The 16,130-nt window shown below is 65.8% G+C and carries 14 protein-coding genes and 1 other RNA gene; 5 read left to right on the plus strand and 10 right to left on the minus strand.

The window, feature by feature from the left end; all coding sequences use genetic code 11:
* Positions 1-133: 133 nt before the first annotated feature.
* The 5 genes from TEF_21140 to TEF_21160 form a co-directional block, all read right to left on the minus strand.
* On the minus strand, positions 134-1,555 hold the full coding sequence (locus TEF_21140; protein ID ANK83028.1) for an iron-sulfur cluster-binding protein: 1,422 nt from the start codon (positions 1,553-1,555) through the stop codon (positions 134-136).
* Between the two features lie 122 nt (positions 1,556-1,677).
* A complete protein-coding gene (locus TEF_21145) occupies positions 1,678-2,451 on the minus strand; it encodes a Fe-S oxidoreductase (GenBank protein ANK83029.1) in 774 nt (257 codons plus the stop codon).
* 69 nt (positions 2,452-2,520) lie between these two features.
* A complete protein-coding gene (locus TEF_21150; protein ANK83650.1) occupies positions 2,521-3,393 on the minus strand; it encodes a hypothetical protein in 873 nt (290 codons plus the stop codon).
* An 8-nt stretch (positions 3,394-3,401) separates the two neighbouring features.
* Positions 3,402-4,559 carry a CoA-transferase gene (locus tag TEF_21155; GenBank protein ANK83030.1) on the minus strand — a complete coding sequence of 386 codons (1,158 nt, stop codon included), beginning with the start codon at positions 4,557-4,559 and terminating at the stop codon, positions 3,402-3,404.
* A 122-nt stretch (positions 4,560-4,681) separates the two neighbouring features.
* A complete protein-coding gene (locus TEF_21160) occupies positions 4,682-5,863 on the minus strand; it encodes an acyl-CoA dehydrogenase (protein ANK83031.1) in 1,182 nt (393 codons plus the stop codon).
* Between the two features lie 87 nt (positions 5,864-5,950).
* Here TEF_21160 and TEF_21165 point away from each other — a divergent pair, with 87 nt between their 5' ends.
* Positions 5,951-6,943: a methionine synthase I gene (locus TEF_21165; GenBank protein ID ANK83651.1), complete on the plus strand. Its 993-nt coding sequence runs from the start codon at positions 5,951-5,953 to the stop codon at positions 6,941-6,943.
* A 28-nt stretch (positions 6,944-6,971) separates the two neighbouring features.
* Here TEF_21165 and TEF_21170 read toward each other — a convergent pair whose 3' ends face one another.
* The gene (locus tag TEF_21170) at positions 6,972-7,628 is read right to left on the minus strand and encodes a hypothetical protein (GenBank protein ANK83032.1); all 657 of its coding nucleotides are present in this window, start codon (positions 7,626-7,628) and stop codon (positions 6,972-6,974) included.
* 72 nt (positions 7,629-7,700) lie between these two features.
* On the opposite strand from TEF_21170, the gene TEF_21175 reads away from it, so the two are divergent.
* Positions 7,701-8,489 carry a hypothetical protein gene (locus tag TEF_21175; protein ANK83033.1) on the plus strand — a complete coding sequence of 263 codons (789 nt, stop codon included), beginning with the start codon at positions 7,701-7,703 and terminating at the stop codon, positions 8,487-8,489.
* 27 nt (positions 8,490-8,516) lie between these two features.
* Here TEF_21175 and TEF_21180 read toward each other — a convergent pair whose 3' ends face one another.
* The 4 genes from TEF_21180 to ssrA all read right to left on the minus strand — a co-directional run bounded on the left by TEF_21180 (position 8,517) and on the right by ssrA (position 11,886).
* On the minus strand, positions 8,517-9,743 hold the full coding sequence (locus tag TEF_21180) for a hypothetical protein (GenBank protein ANK83034.1): 1,227 nt from the start codon (positions 9,741-9,743) through the stop codon (positions 8,517-8,519).
* 96 nt (positions 9,744-9,839) lie between these two features.
* On the minus strand, positions 9,840-10,586 hold the full coding sequence (locus TEF_21185) for a hypothetical protein (protein ID ANK83035.1): 747 nt from the start codon (positions 10,584-10,586) through the stop codon (positions 9,840-9,842).
* Positions 10,587-11,011: 425 nt separating this feature from the next.
* Entirely contained in the window at positions 11,012-11,509 is a 498-nt protein-coding gene (locus TEF_21190) for a hypothetical protein (protein ID ANK83036.1), read from the minus strand.
* 63 nt (positions 11,510-11,572) lie between these two features.
* Positions 11,573-11,886, minus strand: a transfer-messenger RNA (tmRNA) gene (gene ssrA / locus TEF_21195).
* A gap of 75 nt (positions 11,887-11,961) precedes the next feature.
* Here ssrA and TEF_21200 point away from each other — a divergent pair.
* From TEF_21200 to TEF_21210, 3 genes are all read left to right on the plus strand, one after another.
* A complete protein-coding gene (locus TEF_21200) occupies positions 11,962-12,894 on the plus strand; it encodes an FAD-dependent thymidylate synthase (GenBank protein ID ANK83652.1) in 933 nt (310 codons plus the stop codon).
* A gap of 1,189 nt (positions 12,895-14,083) precedes the next feature.
* Positions 14,084-14,521, plus strand: a complete 438-nt coding sequence (locus TEF_21205) for a hypothetical protein (GenBank protein ANK83037.1) — start codon at positions 14,084-14,086, stop codon at positions 14,519-14,521.
* Between the two features lie 67 nt (positions 14,522-14,588).
* On the plus strand, positions 14,589-16,127 hold the full coding sequence (locus TEF_21210) for an acid--CoA ligase (protein ANK83038.1): 1,539 nt from the start codon (positions 14,589-14,591) through the stop codon (positions 16,125-16,127).
* Positions 16,128-16,130: the final 3 nt, after the last annotated feature.

Below are 16,130 nucleotides of genomic sequence, written 5' to 3' on the forward strand. Positions count from 1 at the left end.
CTCTCCCCTGGTGGGGGAGGCCGGCGCGCGGCGCCGAATGGGGGGCAAAAGCGAGTGGGTGCAGGTGTGCCACCCCCTCCCCGTCCCTCCCCCATCGAGGGGGAGGGCGAGCCCCCGCCCGCACTTGTGCGCCCTACCCACGCTCGCCGGCCTTCCAGCGGTCGATGAAGGTGCGGCCCTCGGGCGCGGGCATGTCGCGGCTCTTTGTCCAGGCGCGCGCCAGCGGCAGGTCGCGGAACCGCCCGCCGCGGCGGCGGCCCAGCCGTCCCATGACGCCGATGCCGATCCGCGCCGCCAGCCGGTAGGCCCAGGGATGCCTGGCCATCCAGGCCCAGCCCTTCAGCGCCAGCCGCTCCCGAGCCGGCGGCAGGCCGCGCTCGAAGGCTTCCTCGCGCCAGTGGCGCATGATCTTCGGCAGCGGGATGCGCATGGGACAGACCTGCTCGCAGCGGCCGCAGAAGGTCGACGCGTTGGGCAGATGCCGGGCCTCCTCCAGCCCGACGAAATGCGGGTCCAGCGCCGCGCCGATGGGGCCGGGATAGACCCAGCCATAGGCGTGGCCGCCGACGGCGGTGTAGACCGGGCAATGGTTCATGCAGGCGCCGCAGCGGATGCAGCGGAGCAGATCCTGCTTGTCGGTGCCCAGCAGGTCGGACCGGCCATTGTCCAGCAGCACCACGTGGAAGCCCTCGGGCCCGTCCAGGTCGCCCTCCCGCTTCGGCCCGGTGGAGAGCGTGGTATAGGCCGACATCTCCTGCCCTGTCGCCGAACGCGCCAGCACGCGCAGGATCGTCGAGACGTCCTCCAGCGTGGGCACCACCTTGTCGATGGCGGAGATGACCACATGCGCCTTCGGCAGCATCTGGGTCAGATCGCCATTGCCCTCGTTGGTGACGATGATGGTGGAGCCGGTCTCCGCGATCAGGAAGTTGGCGCCCGTGATGCCCACATCGGCGTCGAAGTATTTCTGGCGCAGCACCTCGCGCGCTTCGGTCACCAGGTCCTCGGCCTCGGTCAGGCGCTCGGTCCGGCCGTATTTCGCATGATGCTCGTGGAACAGGTCGGAGACCTGCTCCTTGGTCTTGTGCACCGCCGGCCCGATGATGTGGCTGGGCGGTTCCTTGGCGAGCTGGATGATGTATTCGCCGAGATCGGTCTCGACCGGTTCGATGCCGTTGGCCTCGAGGAAGGGGTTCAGCGCCACCTCCTCGGCGACCATGGACTTGCCCTTGGTCACCGACTTCGCGCCATAGCGGCGGCAGAGTTCGAGGATCGTCTGGCGCGCCTCTTCGGCGGTGGCGCAGAAATGCACCGTGCCGCCGGCCTCGGTCACCTTTTCCTCGAAGCGCTCCAGGTAGAAGTCGAGATTGGCGAGGATATGGTTCTTCAGCGTCACCGCCTCGTCGCGGAGCGCCTCGAACTCGTCCAGACCGTCGGCGGCGCGGGCGCGCGCGGCGACGAAGCCGGTCTGGAGATTCTTCAGGGCGGACTGGAGATTCGCGTCCCCGATCGCCTTCGTCGACTCTTCCTTGAACAGATGCGACTTCGGCTGCATGGCTCAGTTTCCCGTCATGTAACCGGCGCCCTTGGACTTGATCCAAGGGCCCAGCAAAAAGAATGACTGGGTCCTGGGGTCAAGCCCCAGGACGCCGCATGGAGAGTCGACCACGCAGCACATCACCCCTCCTCACCGATGGCGGGGCCGTCGGTCATCCCGGCCAGCACCTCGGCGACGTGGCGCACCTGGATGTCCGCGCCCTCGCGCTTCAGCTTGCCAGCCATGTTCAGCAGGCAGCCCATGTCGCCGGCCAGCAGCAGGTCCGCACCGGTGGCCTGGATGTCATCGGACTTGCGCCGCACCATCTCCGCGGAGACGTCGGAATACTTGATGCAGAACGTGCCGCCGAAGCCGCAGCAGGTCTCGGCGGTCGGCAGTTCGACCAGTTCCAGTTCGTCCACGGTCGCCAGCAGCCGTCGCGGCTGTTCCTTGATCTTCAGTTCGCGCAGGCCCGAGCAGCTGTCGTGATAGGTCACGGTCCGATCCAGCTTCGCCTCGACCTCGGTCATGCCGCAGACACCGGTGAGGAAGGAAACGAGCTCGAAGGTTCGGGCGCCGAGATCTGCCGCGCGCCGCGCCCAGTCGCCATCGTCGGCGAACAGTGTCGGGTAGTGATGGCGGATCATGCCGGCGCAGGAACCCGAGGGCGCCACGACATAGTCGAAGCTCTCGAAGGCCTCGATCACCTGTTTCGCGATGGCGGCGGTGTCCTCCCGGTCGCCGGAATTGTAGGCCGGCTGGCCGCAGCAGGTCTGGGCCAGCGGCACGTCCACCGCGCAGCCGCCACGCTCCAGCAGCTTCACCGCGGCGAAGCCGACGCTGGGCCGGTAGAGGTCGACCAGGCAGGTCACGAAAAGCCCCACGCGGGGCCGGGCATTGGCATTGTCGCTCATGGCGACGGTTATAGAGGAACTGGCTGGCGCTGCTAAGCGTCTATGCGACATCGCGCGCCGCGCGGCGGGTCAGGCGACCGGCAGCGGCGGCTTCCGGGCCGGCCAGAGCGCCAGGGCAAGGCCGGCGAAGACCAGCAGGCCGCCGGAAACCTGCAGCGCCGACAGGGTCTCCCCGAGAACGAGGGCCGACAGCGCGACGCCGAACACCGGCACCAGCAGGAAGAAGGGTGCGACGGCCGCCGACGAGTAGGCAACCAGCAGACGGCCCCAGATGGCGAAGACGAGGACCGTCGCCAGCACGCCGGACCAGACGAGCGCGATGACGGTCGGCCAGGTGACGGTCGCCGCGAGATCCGCGGCCGAACCGTCCGATTCGAGAACCAGGGACAGGCCCAGCAGCGGCAGCGGCGGCACCAGGCTCATCCAGACCGAGACGCGGAGCATGTCGGTCTGGCCCAGCGACTTCATGATGTTGTTGCCGATCCCGCCGGAGAGCGCAGCCAGCAGGATCAGCAGCAGGGCGACGGCCGAGCCGGCGCGGCCGCGGTCGATGGCCAGGACCGCGATGCCCGCGGCCGCGATCAGCAGCGCCAGCAACTGCCGGCGCCTCATCCGTTCGCCGAACACGGCCATTGAGATCAGGATGGTGAAGAAGGCCTGGGTGTGCACCAGCACCGAAGCCAGCGACGCGCTCAGTCCCTGCGTCATGGCGATGAAGGTCAGCGCGAACAGCACCGCGCCGAGGAACAGGCCAAGCAGGATCAGTTTTCCGGCCGGGATCCGCGGCCATGGCACCACCACGACGAAGCACGCCGCACAGGCGAAGCGCAACGCGGTGAAGAAGATCGGCGGCGTGTCCTGCAACGCGATAGCGGAAAACGGGTAGGTCGCCCCCCAGATGAAGGCGGCCATGACGGCCAGCAGGGTGTCGCGCCGGGTCATCGACACCTTCAGAACACGCCGCCTTCCTTCATCGCAGCGATCTGGTCGTCGGTGTAGCCCAGTTCCTTCAATGTGGCGGCGGTGTGCTCGCCGACTTCGGCGAAGGCGAGGCGCGGCCTGCCGGGCTCGGCGGCGAACTTGATCGGCACGCCGATATGCTCCCAGCCACGCTCGTCCTCGAAGATCATCTCCCGGTGGCGCACCTGCGGGTCGTCGCAGGCCTCGCGCAGGTTCTTCACGGGCGCGAAGGCGGCGTCGACGCCCTCGAACCACTCCACCCACTCGGCCTGGGTCTTCGTGCGGAAGGTCTCGCGCAGGAACTGACGCGCCGGCTCCTGCGTCGGGCCCGGCGGCGGCTTGCAGGCCTCGATCAGGTCCTCGCGGCCGAACTTCCGCATCACTGTCTCGGCGAAGTGCATCTCCGAGGCGCCGAGCACCACGTGCCGGCCGTCCTTCGTCTCGTAGATCTGGTAGAAGGCGTAGCCGCCGCCCGTCCGCTCCTCCTTCCAGACCGGCGGCGTCTTGTGGGCGAAGGTGGAGCCCATCAGGTTCGGCATGGCCGCGAAGAGCGAGTCCATCATGGCGAGGTCGATATAGTCGCCCTTCCCCGTCTTCTCGCGGCGGAGCAGCGCCATCAGCACGCCAGACAGGCCCATCATCGACGACAGCATGTCGGCGTTGGCGATGCCGGGGATGGCCGGCTTGCCGTCCTGACCCTGGTTCAGCGAGAGGACGCCGGCCAGCGCCTCGGTCGCCAGGTCGTGCGCCGGCTTCTTCACATAGGGGCCGCTCTGCCCGAAGGCGGAGATCGAGAGATAGACGAGGCGCGGATTGCGGGCGCTGACGCTCTCGTAGTCGCAGCCGAGGCGCTTGACCACGCCGGGGCGGAAGGCCTCCACCATGACGTCGCAGCTTTCGACCAGCTTCATCAGGGCCTCCCGGCCCGCATCGGTCTTCAGGTTGAGCTGGATCGACTTCTTGCCGCGATGGGTGTTGGCGAAATAGACGGTGACCCCGTCGCGCACCTGGCCGATCTCCCGGTTCGGCTCGCCCGAGAGCGGCTCCAGCTTGATCACCTCGGCGCCGTGGTCGGCCATCATCTGGGTCAGCAGCGGCCCGGGCAGGAACAGCGACATGTCCAGGACGCGGATGCCTTCGAGTTTCATGTGGATCTCCGGATTACCTTGATCGGCGTCCTCGGGCTTGACCCGAGGACCCAGTCATTTGTTTCGCTGGGCCCTCGGATCAGGTCCGAGGGCGGCGTGAAAGGGCGCGGCAGCGCGCCCCTTCACGCCGGATTCCGCGCCAGCATCTGCCGCGCGATGATGATGCGCTGCATCTCGTTGGTGCCCTCGCCGATGCACATCAGCGGCGCGTCGCGGAAATAGCGCTCGACCGGGAACTCCGCCGAATAGCCGTAGGCGCCGTGGATGCGCATGCATTCGGTGGCGTTCTCCAGCGCGGTCTCGGAGGCGAAGAGCTTGGCCATGCCGGCCTCCATGTCGCAGCGCTCGCCCCGGTCGTAGGCCATGGCCGCGTCCAGCATCAGAAGCTCCGCCGCCCGGCGTTTCGTCGCCATGTCGCCGATCTTCAGCTGGATCGCCTGGTGTTCGCCGATCGGCTTGCCCATGGTTTCGCGGATCTGGGCGTATTCGACCGCGCGGTTGAGCGCCGCCGTCGCCACGCCCACGCCGCGGGCGGCGATGTTGATGCGGCCGAGCTCCAGCCCGCCGACGGTCTGGTGGAAGCCCTTGCCCTCCACGCCGCCGATCAGGTTGGCGGCCGGCAGGCGGTAGTCCTCGAAGATCAGCTCCGCCGAATCGATGCCCTTGTAGCCGAGCTTCTTCAGCTTGCGTCCGGTGGTGAAACCCGGTCCCTTTTCGGCGATGAACAGGCTCATGCCCTTGTGGCGCGGTTCGATGTCCGTGTCTGTCTTCGCCAGCAGGGCGACCGCCCCGCCCTCGATGCCGTTGGAGATCCAGGTCTTGCCGCCATTGACCACATAGTCGTCGCCGTCGCGCACCGCCTTCGTGCGGATCGCCTGCAGGTCGGTGCCGCAATGCGGTTCGGTCAGCGCCAGCCCGCCGCGCAGTTCGCCCGAAGCGAAGCGGGGCAGGAAGCGGTTCTTCTGCTCCTCGGTGCCGAAGCGCTCGACGGCCGCCGCCATCATCAGGTGCGAGTTGAAGATGCCGGTCAGCGACATCCAGGTCTCGGAGATCGTGGCGACGATCTTCGCATAGGTCTGGGCCGGCAGGCCGAGGCCGCCATATTCGGTCGGGATGGTGGCGCCGAACAGGCCGAGCTCCTTCATCTGCGCGACCATCTCGTGCGGATATTCGTCGGCGTGCTCCAGATCGAGCACCTTGTCCTCGACATCGCGCCTCAGCCAGACGCGGATCGTGTCGAGCAGCTGGCGTTCGTCCGCCTCGCTGATCTCCGCGCCCGACCGGCTGCGTATGATCTTTTCCATGTCTGCGACCCTCCCCGTCGTTTCATGGATAGTTGACCCCCGCCGGCCATGCTAGGCGAGAATCCGGATATCCATGAGAACATAGCCATGCTGCTGTCGGAACTGCTGGAAAAACGCGATTGCCTGCTGGCCGACGGCGCGACCGGCACCAACCTGTTCGCGATGGGGCTGCCGCCGGGCAATGCGCCCGAAGCCTGGAACGCCGACGAGCCGGAGAAGATCCGCGCGAACTACCGGAGCTTCGTCGACGCCGGCTCCGACATCATTCTCACCAACACTTTCGGCGGCACCCGCTATCGCCTGATGCTGCACGGGCTGGAGGACCGGGCGGAGGAACTCAACCGCCTCGGCGCGGCGCTGGCCCGCGAGGTCGCCGACGCCGCCAACCGGCCGATCGTCGTGGCCGGCTCCATGGGGCCGACGGGCGAACTGATGGCGCCGCTGGGACGGATGACCCACACGGATGCGGCGGCGGCCTTCGCCGAACAGGCGCGCGGTCTCAAGGCCGGCGGCGCCGACGTCGCCTGGATCGAGACCATGTCAGCGCCCGAGGAGATGCGCGCCGCCGCCGAGGCCGCCATCGCCGAGGGCCTGCCCTATGTCTACACCGCCAGTTTCGACACCGCCGGGCGCACCATGATGGGCCTGCCGCCGGAACTGCTGGCCGGCGTCGCGGCCACCTTGCCCGTCCCACCGGTCGCCTTCGGCGCGAATTGCGGCGTGGGCGCCTCCGACCTGCTGCTGGCGGTGCTGGGCATGGCCACCGAGACCGGCGTCGTCATCGCCAAGGCCAATTGCGGCATCCCGCAGATTCGCGGCGACAAGGTGGTCTATACCGGCACGCCCGAGTTGATGGCCGCCTATGCCCGCTTTGCTCGGGACGCCGGGGCGCGGATCATCGGCGGCTGCTGCGGCACCACGCCCGAGCATATCCGGGCGATGCGGCTCGCCCTGGACACCAGCGAGCGCGGCCCGCGCCCGGACCTGGCGGAAATCACCGCGGCCCTCGGCCCCCTGATCGCGCCGCCTGCCGCCAATACGGAGAGCATCCGTCACGTTCGCCGGCGCCGCCGCGCCTGAGACCAATCCCTGACGCGCGGCATCTTGTTCAGGTCACGCGATGATAGCGGGCGGTGAGTCCGAAGCCGGACCATTCGAGCCTGAGCCATGCGCCATCGGAGCCGTACCAGATGTCGAAGGCGCGGCTGGTGTCGACGAAATAGCGCCTGGCCGGCCGCTCCCGTCCCAGCGCCTCGATGGTCTCCAGACCCCGATAGGCGATGTCGACGGGGCGGATGACACCGGTCGCGACGTCGAGGAATCGCTCCCGCTCCACCGCCGCCGGCCGCCAGAAGGCCGAGGTCGGCCACATGTCACCGTCGACGATCCGGTCGCCGGCGCGGCGGCTCTGCACAGCAATCCGCCCCTCCCCGTTCCGCTCGGCGACCACATGATCGCGGTCATCGCCATCGACGGTGCGGGATTCGAGACGCAGCAACCGGTCGCCGCGCCAGGTCTCCTCGGCCTGCTGGCGATAGTCGAACACGGTCACGAACATCAGCCGCACGCGCATGGCCACATCCACCGTCACCCGCAGGTCGCCCGCGGCGTCGCGGCGGAAGGCCAGCCGGTGGTGACCGACCGACTGGCCGGCGATCCGCACGTCGAAGTCGATATCCCAGGCCGTCGGCGCGGCGGCGAAGGCAGGCGCCGCGAGGCTCGCGGCCGCGCCGGCCAGGAATGCGCGTCGGTCGATCATGGTCATAATCTGGTAAGCCGCTTTGGATTTCCGAGTGCGCGCCCAACATGAGGAAGGGAATGAACGGAGCCTGACCGAATGATTCCGCTGCATGACGACGCGCCGGCGCACCGCACGCCCTGGGTCGTGCGGTCGGTGGTCGGCCTGTGCGTCCTCGTCTTCCTCTATCAGCTCGTCCTCGACGAGCGCGCGGAAGTCGCGCTGATCTATCAGTTCGGCATGATCCCGGCCGCCCTGTTCGGTCATGGCGCCCTACCCGCGGATCTGGCCGTCGTTCCGCCGGTGCTGACCCTGGTCACGACGATCTTCCTGCATGGCGGCTTCATGCACCTGATCGGCAACATGCTGTTTCTCTGGGTCTTCGGCGACAATGTGGAAAGCGCCATGGGCCACTGGCGCTTCGTGGCCTTTCTGCTGCTGACCGGCGCCATCGCCGCGCTGTGCCATGGCCTGTGGGACACGACCTCGGAAGCGCCGCTGATCGGCGCGTCGGGCGCGGTCTCCGGCGTGCTGGGCGGCTACATCATCCTCTATCCCAGGGCCCGGATCCTGGTCGGCATCCCCATCGGCTTCCTGTTCATCCCGCTGCGCCTGCCGGCGCTGGTGCTGCTGGGCCTCTGGTTCGGGCTGCAGGTCCTCAACGTGCTGCGCGTCGGCAGCGAGAGCGACCCCATCGCCTGGTTCGCCCATGTCGGCGGCTTCCTGGCAGGGGCGGCGCTGGTGCTGCTTTTCCGCGACCGCGATCATCCGATCCTGTCGAAGGAGAAGGAGATGGCCCTCGCCCCCTTCGGCAAGGACGCCGCGATCCGCATCCTGCGGCCCGAGCCGCATCCGGACTCGCCCTACAAGCGCGGTCCCTGGGGCTGAGATGCGGCAAGCGGCGCCGCCAACGCCTCAGACCAGTATGGTTTCGGCCTCCGCCGGGGCGTAGCAGGCAACCGGCGAGCCGCGTTCGGACAGCATCTGCTGCGCCGCCTCCAGCTTGGCGTCGATGGCGGCGTCGTTCTGGTCGGGGTCGTGGTGGAACAGGTAAAGCCCCTTCACGTCGGCCTGGCAGGCCAGTTCCACCACCTGGCTGAGGCAGGAATGGCCCCAGCCGATCTTGGAGCGGTATTCGTCGTCGGTGTAGGTGGTGTCGGTGACCAGCATGTCCGTGCCGCGCACGAAGTCGGCCAGGTTCTGCATGTAGTCGGGCGCGTGATAGTCCGAATCCGGCAGGAACATCTCGTTGTCGGTGATGTAGCAGAACGACCGTCCCGCATAGTCGACGCGATAGCCCAGGCAGTAACCGGGATGGGACAGCAGCATGGTCTTCACCGGAATGCCGGAGACGTCGTACTCGCCCTCGCGCAGATCGCGGTAGGTCACGCGGGCGCCGAACTCGCGCACGGTGATCGGGAAGTAGGCGCCGCTCATCTGTTCCGAAACCAGCTTCTCGATGCCCATGGAGCCGTGCATCGGTCCCAGCACCTCGTAGTCGTTGCCGGGAATGAACAGCGGCGCGAAGAACGGCAGGGCGTTGATGTGGTCCCAGTGCGGATGGGAGATGAAGATCTTCCCCTCCGAGCGGGTCTTGCCTTCGGCCAGCAGGTTGGAGCCGACCTCGCGGATGCCGCTGCCGGCGTCGAAGATGAAGAACTGCCCGCGCGGGAAGGAGAGCGTCACGCACGAGGTGTTGCCGCCGTATTTGAGGCTGTCCGGCCCGGGCTTGGGCAGGGTGCCTCGCACGCCCCAGAACTTCACCGCGATCCTGTCGGACAGCACGCGCTCGACCGTCTTCAGGAAGCTGTCGGCCTTGATCGGCTTCAGGATGTAGGCGTCGGCGCCCAGCTCCATCGCGCGGGCGCGGTCGTACTCGAAGGCCTTGCCGGAAAAGACGAAGATGCGCATCTCGTCGAAGGACGGATCCTCGCGCAGTTTCTGCGTCAGTTCCATGCCGTCCATCTCCGGCATCATGACGTCGGTCAGCACCGCGTCCGGCCGGTCGCGGCGCACCGCTTCCAGCCCCTCGATGCTGGAGGCGAAGACGCTGACCTCGTAGCCGGCGCGCTCGAGCACCGCGCGCGCGTGCCCCGCAGTCAGGCGATCATCGTCGATGATAACGAAGCGTCCGCTGGCCAATGGACTGTTCCCCTCATGCGCGGCCGCGAGGCCGCCGTTCCCCTCGGGCGAAAATGAACGATCTTGCGGACATATGCAATTTCAGGTCCGCGGCGGTCAGCCGCCGAAGACCCGTTGCAGCAGCGCCGTGGTCCGCTCCGCCGGATTGTTGCGGATCGCCGCCTCCTCGCGCGCCAGGTAGTGGAAGATGCCGTCCAGCCCCAGGGTGAGCACATGATCGGTGAGGTCGGCGCGCAGGTCCGGCACCATCGGCATGCTGCGGAACTCGCCGACGGTCTGTTCGTATGTCTCGATCGCGCCGACCTCGGCCAGGCTTTCGTCCACCACCGGCTTCATCTCGGCGCGCAGGCCGGGCGTCATCTGGCGGCGGAAATACTGCGTCGCCGCGTCGTCGGGACCGTTGAAAATCTCCATGACGTCCTGGATCGTCATCGCCTCGACGGCGTCCACGAACAGCGGCTTCGCCCTGGCCGCCGCGGTCTCCGCCGCGCGGTTGAGCCGGTCCTCCAGCGCGTCCAGCTGGTTCGACATGCCCAGCCGGCCGAGGATCGACTGGGCCCTGGCGAGGTTCTCCGGCAGCGGGATGTGGATCGCCGGATCCGCGTCGAAACCGTCGATGGCGCTGACCTGATCGACCACCCGACCCGAGCCGACGCGCAGCGCTTCCTTCAGGCCGGCGCCGATCTCCGAGCGGCTGAGGCCGCCCTGCCGCTCGCCGCCCGCGGCAGGCGCGTTCTTCACGGCGCCGCCCAGCAGGTCCTTCGCCTTGCCGAAAAGGCCGTCGGCCTGAACCGGGCCCGCGATGGCGAAGAGCAGCACTGGCAATATGAACATGCGGCGCATGGCCGAACCTCTTGATCGATGGGACCGGAAGCCATGGTCGCAGACAGGGGGGCGTGGGGAAAGCCGAAGACCACGGCGGCCGACGCGGCATGGATTGGGGGGTCGGGGATCCTGATTACCGCATCAGCCGCCGGGAGCCTTCCGGCTGACCGACAGTCAGCAAGTAGCAGGCCATGCGACCGCCACCGGCGCCGCGCGGGCCAGATTGTGATCGAGGATTCATCTAACCGATTGCGGCGGCATGATCTTTCTTGCCGCACACTTTCCGTGAAGGCACCCGGCGGCGTCTCCGGAATACGGCGCGCCATGTGCCGGAGACGCGGAATCCGCCGCGGATCGCAAACTGACAGCCATTTGGTTCGGGCCGACGCGGGGCGCAGGTGCAAATTGCGATTCGCCTGTCGCGGGTGCGGCGGCCGGCGGGTTCAGCTCTTCTTGCGGAACGCGTCCAGGGAAACGACCTCGCCCTGCTTCTCCTCCTCGGCCGGGGCCTCGTCGGAGATTTCGTCGGCCTCGTCACTGTCGCCGCCGACGGGCAGGTTCCGGGCCGGATCCACCGGCCCTTCGGCCGGCGCCCATTCGCCCTGGGGCTGGAACTGCAGCCCGAACTGGACGCTGGGATCAGCGAAGGATGTGATGGCGACGTACGGTACCCGGATGCGCGTCGGCAGCTTGTTGAAGCTGAGCGAAACCTCGAAGGCCTCGTCGCCGATCTCCAGATCCCAGTACTGGTGCTGCAGGACGATGGTGATATCGCTGGGATAACGCTCCAGCAGATGATCGGGCAGTTCCACGCCGGGGAACCGCGTCAGGAACGTGACATAGAAATGATGGTTGCCGTGCAGCCCGTCCGTCGCGGCCTTCTGCAGCGCCGCGCGGACCACGCCACGCAATGCGTCTTCGACCATTTCGGAATAATTCATCCGAGCCTCCCGGACCTTTCGGCCCACGCCCCCTTCTGGCCGCCCCCACGGCGGCGCGAATTCAGTGGGGGACTTCTGTTGCCCGGCGTCCCCCGTGCCGCGCTTACCTGGCAATATTAGGCAGCGAGCGCCATTTCGTTGTCATTGGCACTTGTGAAAACGGCCCGATAACGGCGGAGCCATTCCGGGCGAAAACCACGTCTTTACCACGCACGTCGATCCTGTTTCGCCCCCATGAAGCCCCCGCGAGGCGGGAAATTGGTGGAGGCGCCGGGTACTGCCCCCGGGTCCGTTACGCTTATTCCACGTAGCGTTTATCGCCATAGTCGGTCACCCGACGCCTGCAATATAAGCAATCGGCTGGAATTTTCCAGCGCGCCGAAGAGCCCCTTCGGCGGACGGCCGCGAATCGGCTTATGATCGCCGTTCCCCTGGCTACGGAGCATCACGACATGCCGCTTTCCGCCCAACAGCTTCGCGAGATCGAGGAACAGCGGGCCGAGGCGACCCCGACGCGGCGCGCGGTCTCGCCGGCGCTGGAGGAAATGCTCTACCGCCCCATCGAGGTGCTGGACCACGGCTTCGTGCGGGTCATCGACTACATGGGGGACGACGCGGCGGTGGTGCAGGCCGCACGCGTTTCCTACGGCCGCGGCACGCGCAAGGTCAGCCAGGATTCGGGCCTGATCAACTACCTGATGCGCCACCGGCACACCACGCCGTTCGAGATGTGCGAGATCAAGTATCACGTGAAGCTGCCGATCTTCGTCGCCAGGCAGTGGATCCGCCACCGCACCGCCAACGTCAACGAATACTCCGCCCGCTACTCCATCCTGGACCGGGAGTTCTACATCCCGGCGCCGGAGCAGCTCGCCGCCCAGTCGCGCTCCAACCGCCAGGGCCGGGGCGACGTGCTGCAGGGGGAGGAGGCGGAGCGCGTGATGCGCCTGCTGCGCGAGGATTCGGAGCGCGCCTACGAACACTACCAGGAGATGCTGAACGAGGACGACGCCGGCGCGCCGCTGGATGCGGAGCGCAGCGGGCTGGCGCGGGAACTGGCGCGGATGAACCTGTCGCTCAACTTCTACACCCAGTGGTACTGGAAGACGGACCTGCACAATCTGATGCATTTCCTGTCGCTGCGCGCCGACAGCCACGCGCAATATGAAATTCGCGTCTACGCGGATGCAATGATGGAGACGCTGCGCGCCTGGACGCCGCTCTGCGCCGCCGCCTTCGAGGAATACCGCATGGGCGGCGCGCACCTGTCGGCGAAGGGCGTGGCGGCGCTGCGCCGGATGCTCGACGGCGAGGCCGTGACGCAGGAAAACAGCGGTCTTTCGGCGCGCGAATGGCGGGAGATGATGGCCGCGCTCGGCCGATGATCACGAAGCCCACAGTCTTTGTTGTAGGTGCAGGAGCGAGTGCCGAAGCCGGATTGCCTATCGGCGACACACTAAAATCGAGCATCGCCACGAAATTAGACATTCGCTTCCCAGATGGGTATCAACAAACATCAGGTGATACAGAAATAACACGCGCACTCAAGCATGTTGTGCGTCAATCAGATTCGGAAAATATCAACCCCCTTCTTCACAAATGTTGGTTTATTAGAGACTCCCTTGTTCAAGCTGCATCAGTTGATAACTTTGTGCAAGCCCACAATCACGATGAGGATATTGGGATGCTGGCCAAATTGGCCATTACCCGCTGCATTCTGAATTCAGAAAAGAAGTCGATGCTTTACATTGATCCGCGAGCCGCAAATCCCCGCATGAATTTTGATTCTCTTAATAAAATATGGTACAGTAAGCTATTCAAAATTCTAATTGAAGGTGTTGATCGAAATAACATAAAGAGTCTACTTAACAAAGTATCGTTTATAATATTTAACTATGATCGATGCGTTGAGCATTATTTATTTAACGCTATTCAATCATACTACGACCTTAGCGACGAGGAAGCAGGTGAAGTTTTGAACCAATGCTCGTTTGTACACCCGTACGGAACCGTTGGAACCCTTCCTTGGCAAGGAAGCTCAAATACGGTCCAATTTGGCAAAGAACTATCAGCTATTCCCACCATTTCTGCGTCGAACAGTATTCTGACATTTAGTGAAAGCATGAAATCAAAGGAAGTTGATATATCAATAAGGAAAATAAACAATTCTGGAAATCGTATCATTTTTCTTGGTATGTTTTATCATAGACAAAATTTGGAAATTATATTCCCTAGTAATAAAAACACTATACGAATATTTTCGGAACTGCTTTCAAAATATCTGACTATGATACTGAAGTCATAAAGAATATGTTATCTCAAAAATTTGGGAGCCCCAGCCATCTAGCTGAAATTCACATTAGAAATGATCTAAAATGTGGTGATTTCTTTGATCATTTTAGACTCGGAATTGCAGATTAGGTGGCTGAATGAACACTCTCAAGCACCTCAGCCTGATTGGTGTGAAAATTGCTTGCAACGTAGGGTCGCGCCCATTGCCTTGATGGGTCAGAGGGGCTAGAGGGAAGGGGTTTCCGTGCGTGTCCGCAGCCGGCAGGAAAGAGACGTTTTGCGATGAGCGAACCCAGCGGCGAGTCCCGTGCCGATAGTCCGGACGCGGCGATGACGGAACGCTTCGACCGCTGGCTCCAGGCCTTCGGCAGCGCCTGGCAGAACCAGAACGCCGAGGAGATGGCGGCGCTGTTCGCCGGCGACGGCGGCTTTTTCGAGACGCCCTTCGGCCCGCCCTGCCGGGGCCGGTCCGAGATCCTGGCCCACTGGCAGGAAGCCCTGGGGCGCCAGGACAACGTGGTTTTCATGTACAGGACGATGGCCGTGCGCGACGACTTGGGCGTGGCCCGCTGGGCGGCCCAGTTCGATCTCACCGAGGCCGGCCTCCGGCTGGAGTTCGATGGCGTCATCGAATGCCGCCTCGCCGCCGACGACACTGCCCGCCTGGTGCGCCTGTGGTGGCACGACCGCGAGGCGCCCCGACGCAAGCAGCCCGCCTGACTCGTCGCATTTACCTTCGCGCCCGCGCCGTTATCATCGCCCCTCGCATCGAAGGGGAGGATGAGACATGGCGGTCAAGGTCTATGACTGGCTGGCGAAGAACGCGGCGTTCCGCGGCGATCACCTGGCAATGTGCGACCTGGCGAGCGGACGGCGCTTCTCCTACAGGCGCGCCAACGACCGCGCCGGCCGGGTCGCCACCTGGCTGACGGAGGATTTCGGCATCGGGCGCGGCGACCGCGTCGGCGTGCTGGCCCCCAACACCACGGACGTGCTGGAAATCCAGTTCGCCTGCGCCAAGCTGGGCGCGGTCTTCCTGCCGCTGAACTGGCGGCTGACGGTGCCCGAGCTCTGCTTCATCGCCCGGGACGCCGGTCCCAAGGCGCTGATCCACGGCGAGGAGTTCGCCGACAGCGCCAGAGCCGTGGCGGCGGAAGTCGGCATCCCGCACCTGGCGCAGACCAAAGGCGACGGCTCCGATTCACCCTATGAGCGCGGCATCGCCCGCCACCTGGTGCCGACGGAGATGGTGGCTCTCGACCACGACGACCTCTGGACCATCATGTACACCTCCGGCACCACGGGCCTGCCGAAGGGCGCCATGATCACCCACGGCATGACCTTCTGGAACACGGTCAATCTGGGACTGCCGCACCGGATCACGCCGGACGCGGTGCAGCTCACCGTGCTGCCCCTGTTCCACACCGGCGGCCTCAACTGCTACACGAACCCCGTGCTGCACGCCGGCGGTACGGTCCATGTGATGAAGGCATTCGACCCGAAGGCATGCCTGGACCTGCTCACGGACCGCAAGCTCGGCATCACCCACTTCTTCGGCGTGCCCGCGAACTACCAGTTCATGGCGCAGCAGCCCGAATTCGAGACCGCCGACCTCTCCGGGGTCCGGATGGCCGGCATCGGCGGCGCGCCGTCATCGCTGTCGCTCCTCGAGACCTGGGACCGGAAGGGGCTGGGCCTGGCGCAGGGTTTCGGCATGACCGAGACGAGCCCGTCCGTGCTGGTGCTGGACGCCGCCGACGCCATGACCGCGCCCGGCTCCTCGGGCAAGCCGGTGATGCACAACGATGTGCGGATCGTCGACGAGAACGGCGAGGACGTGGCGCCAGGCGAGGTCGGCGAGCTCTGGGTCCGGGGGCCGAATATCACCCCCGGCTACTGGAACCGTCCCGAGGCCACGGCGGAGACCATCACCGACGGCTGGCTGCACACCGGCGACGCCACGCGCATGGACGAGCGCGGCTTCTACTACATCGTCGACCGCACCAAGGACATGTACATCTCCGGCGGCGAGAACGTCTATCCGGCGGAGGTCGAGAACGTGATCTACCAGCTCGACGGCATCGCCGAGGCGGCCGTCATCGGCCTGCCCGACGACAAGTGGGGCGAGATCGGCTGTGCGGTGATCGTGCTGAAGAAGGGCGCCGAGCTGACCGGAGAGGCGATCATCGCCCACTGCCGGCGGAACCTGGCCACCTACAAGACGCCGAAGCGGGTCGAGTTCATCAGCGAGTTGCCGCGCAACGCCACCGGCAAGGTGCTGAAACGGGAACTGCGCGACAGCATCGGCAAGGCCGACGCGGCCTGAGCC

Source organism: Rhizobiales bacterium NRL2 (assembly GCA_001664005.1).
In the GTDB taxonomy this organism is placed as follows: domain Bacteria; phylum Pseudomonadota; class Alphaproteobacteria; order Minwuiales; family Minwuiaceae; genus Minwuia.

What these genes read in the sequence shown, in the direction of transcription:
- TEF_21140 (ANK83028.1), bottom strand. Translation starts at nt 1,555, where the DNA reads ATGCAGCCGAAGTCGCATCTGTTCAAGGAAGAGTCGACGAAGGCGATC.
- TEF_21205 (ANK83037.1), top strand. Translation starts at nt 14,084, where the DNA reads ATGAGCGAACCCAGCGGCGAGTCCCGTGCCGATAGTCCGGACGCGGCG.
- TEF_21155 (ANK83030.1), bottom strand. Translation starts at nt 4,559, where the DNA reads ATGAAACTCGAAGGCATCCGCGTCCTGGACATGTCGCTGTTCCTGCCC.
- TEF_21145 (ANK83029.1), bottom strand. Translation starts at nt 2,451, where the DNA reads ATGAGCGACAATGCCAATGCCCGGCCCCGCGTGGGGCTTTTCGTGACC.
- TEF_21165 (ANK83651.1), top strand. Translation starts at nt 5,951, where the DNA reads ATGCTGCTGTCGGAACTGCTGGAAAAACGCGATTGCCTGCTGGCCGAC.
- TEF_21200 (ANK83652.1), top strand. Translation starts at nt 11,962, where the DNA reads ATGCCGCTTTCCGCCCAACAGCTTCGCGAGATCGAGGAACAGCGGGCC.
- TEF_21170 (ANK83032.1), bottom strand. Translation starts at nt 7,628, where the DNA reads ATGACCATGATCGACCGACGCGCATTCCTGGCCGGCGCGGCCGCGAGC.
- TEF_21190 (ANK83036.1), bottom strand. Translation starts at nt 11,509, where the DNA reads ATGAATTATTCCGAAATGGTCGAAGACGCATTGCGTGGCGTGGTCCGC.
- TEF_21160 (ANK83031.1), bottom strand. Translation starts at nt 5,863, where the DNA reads ATGGAAAAGATCATACGCAGCCGGTCGGGCGCGGAGATCAGCGAGGCG.
- TEF_21210 (ANK83038.1), top strand. Translation starts at nt 14,589, where the DNA reads ATGGCGGTCAAGGTCTATGACTGGCTGGCGAAGAACGCGGCGTTCCGC.
- TEF_21185 (ANK83035.1), bottom strand. Translation starts at nt 10,586, where the DNA reads ATGCGCCGCATGTTCATATTGCCAGTGCTGCTCTTCGCCATCGCGGGC.
- TEF_21175 (ANK83033.1), top strand. Translation starts at nt 7,701, where the DNA reads ATGATTCCGCTGCATGACGACGCGCCGGCGCACCGCACGCCCTGGGTC.
- TEF_21150 (ANK83650.1), bottom strand. Translation starts at nt 3,393, where the DNA reads ATGACCCGGCGCGACACCCTGCTGGCCGTCATGGCCGCCTTCATCTGG.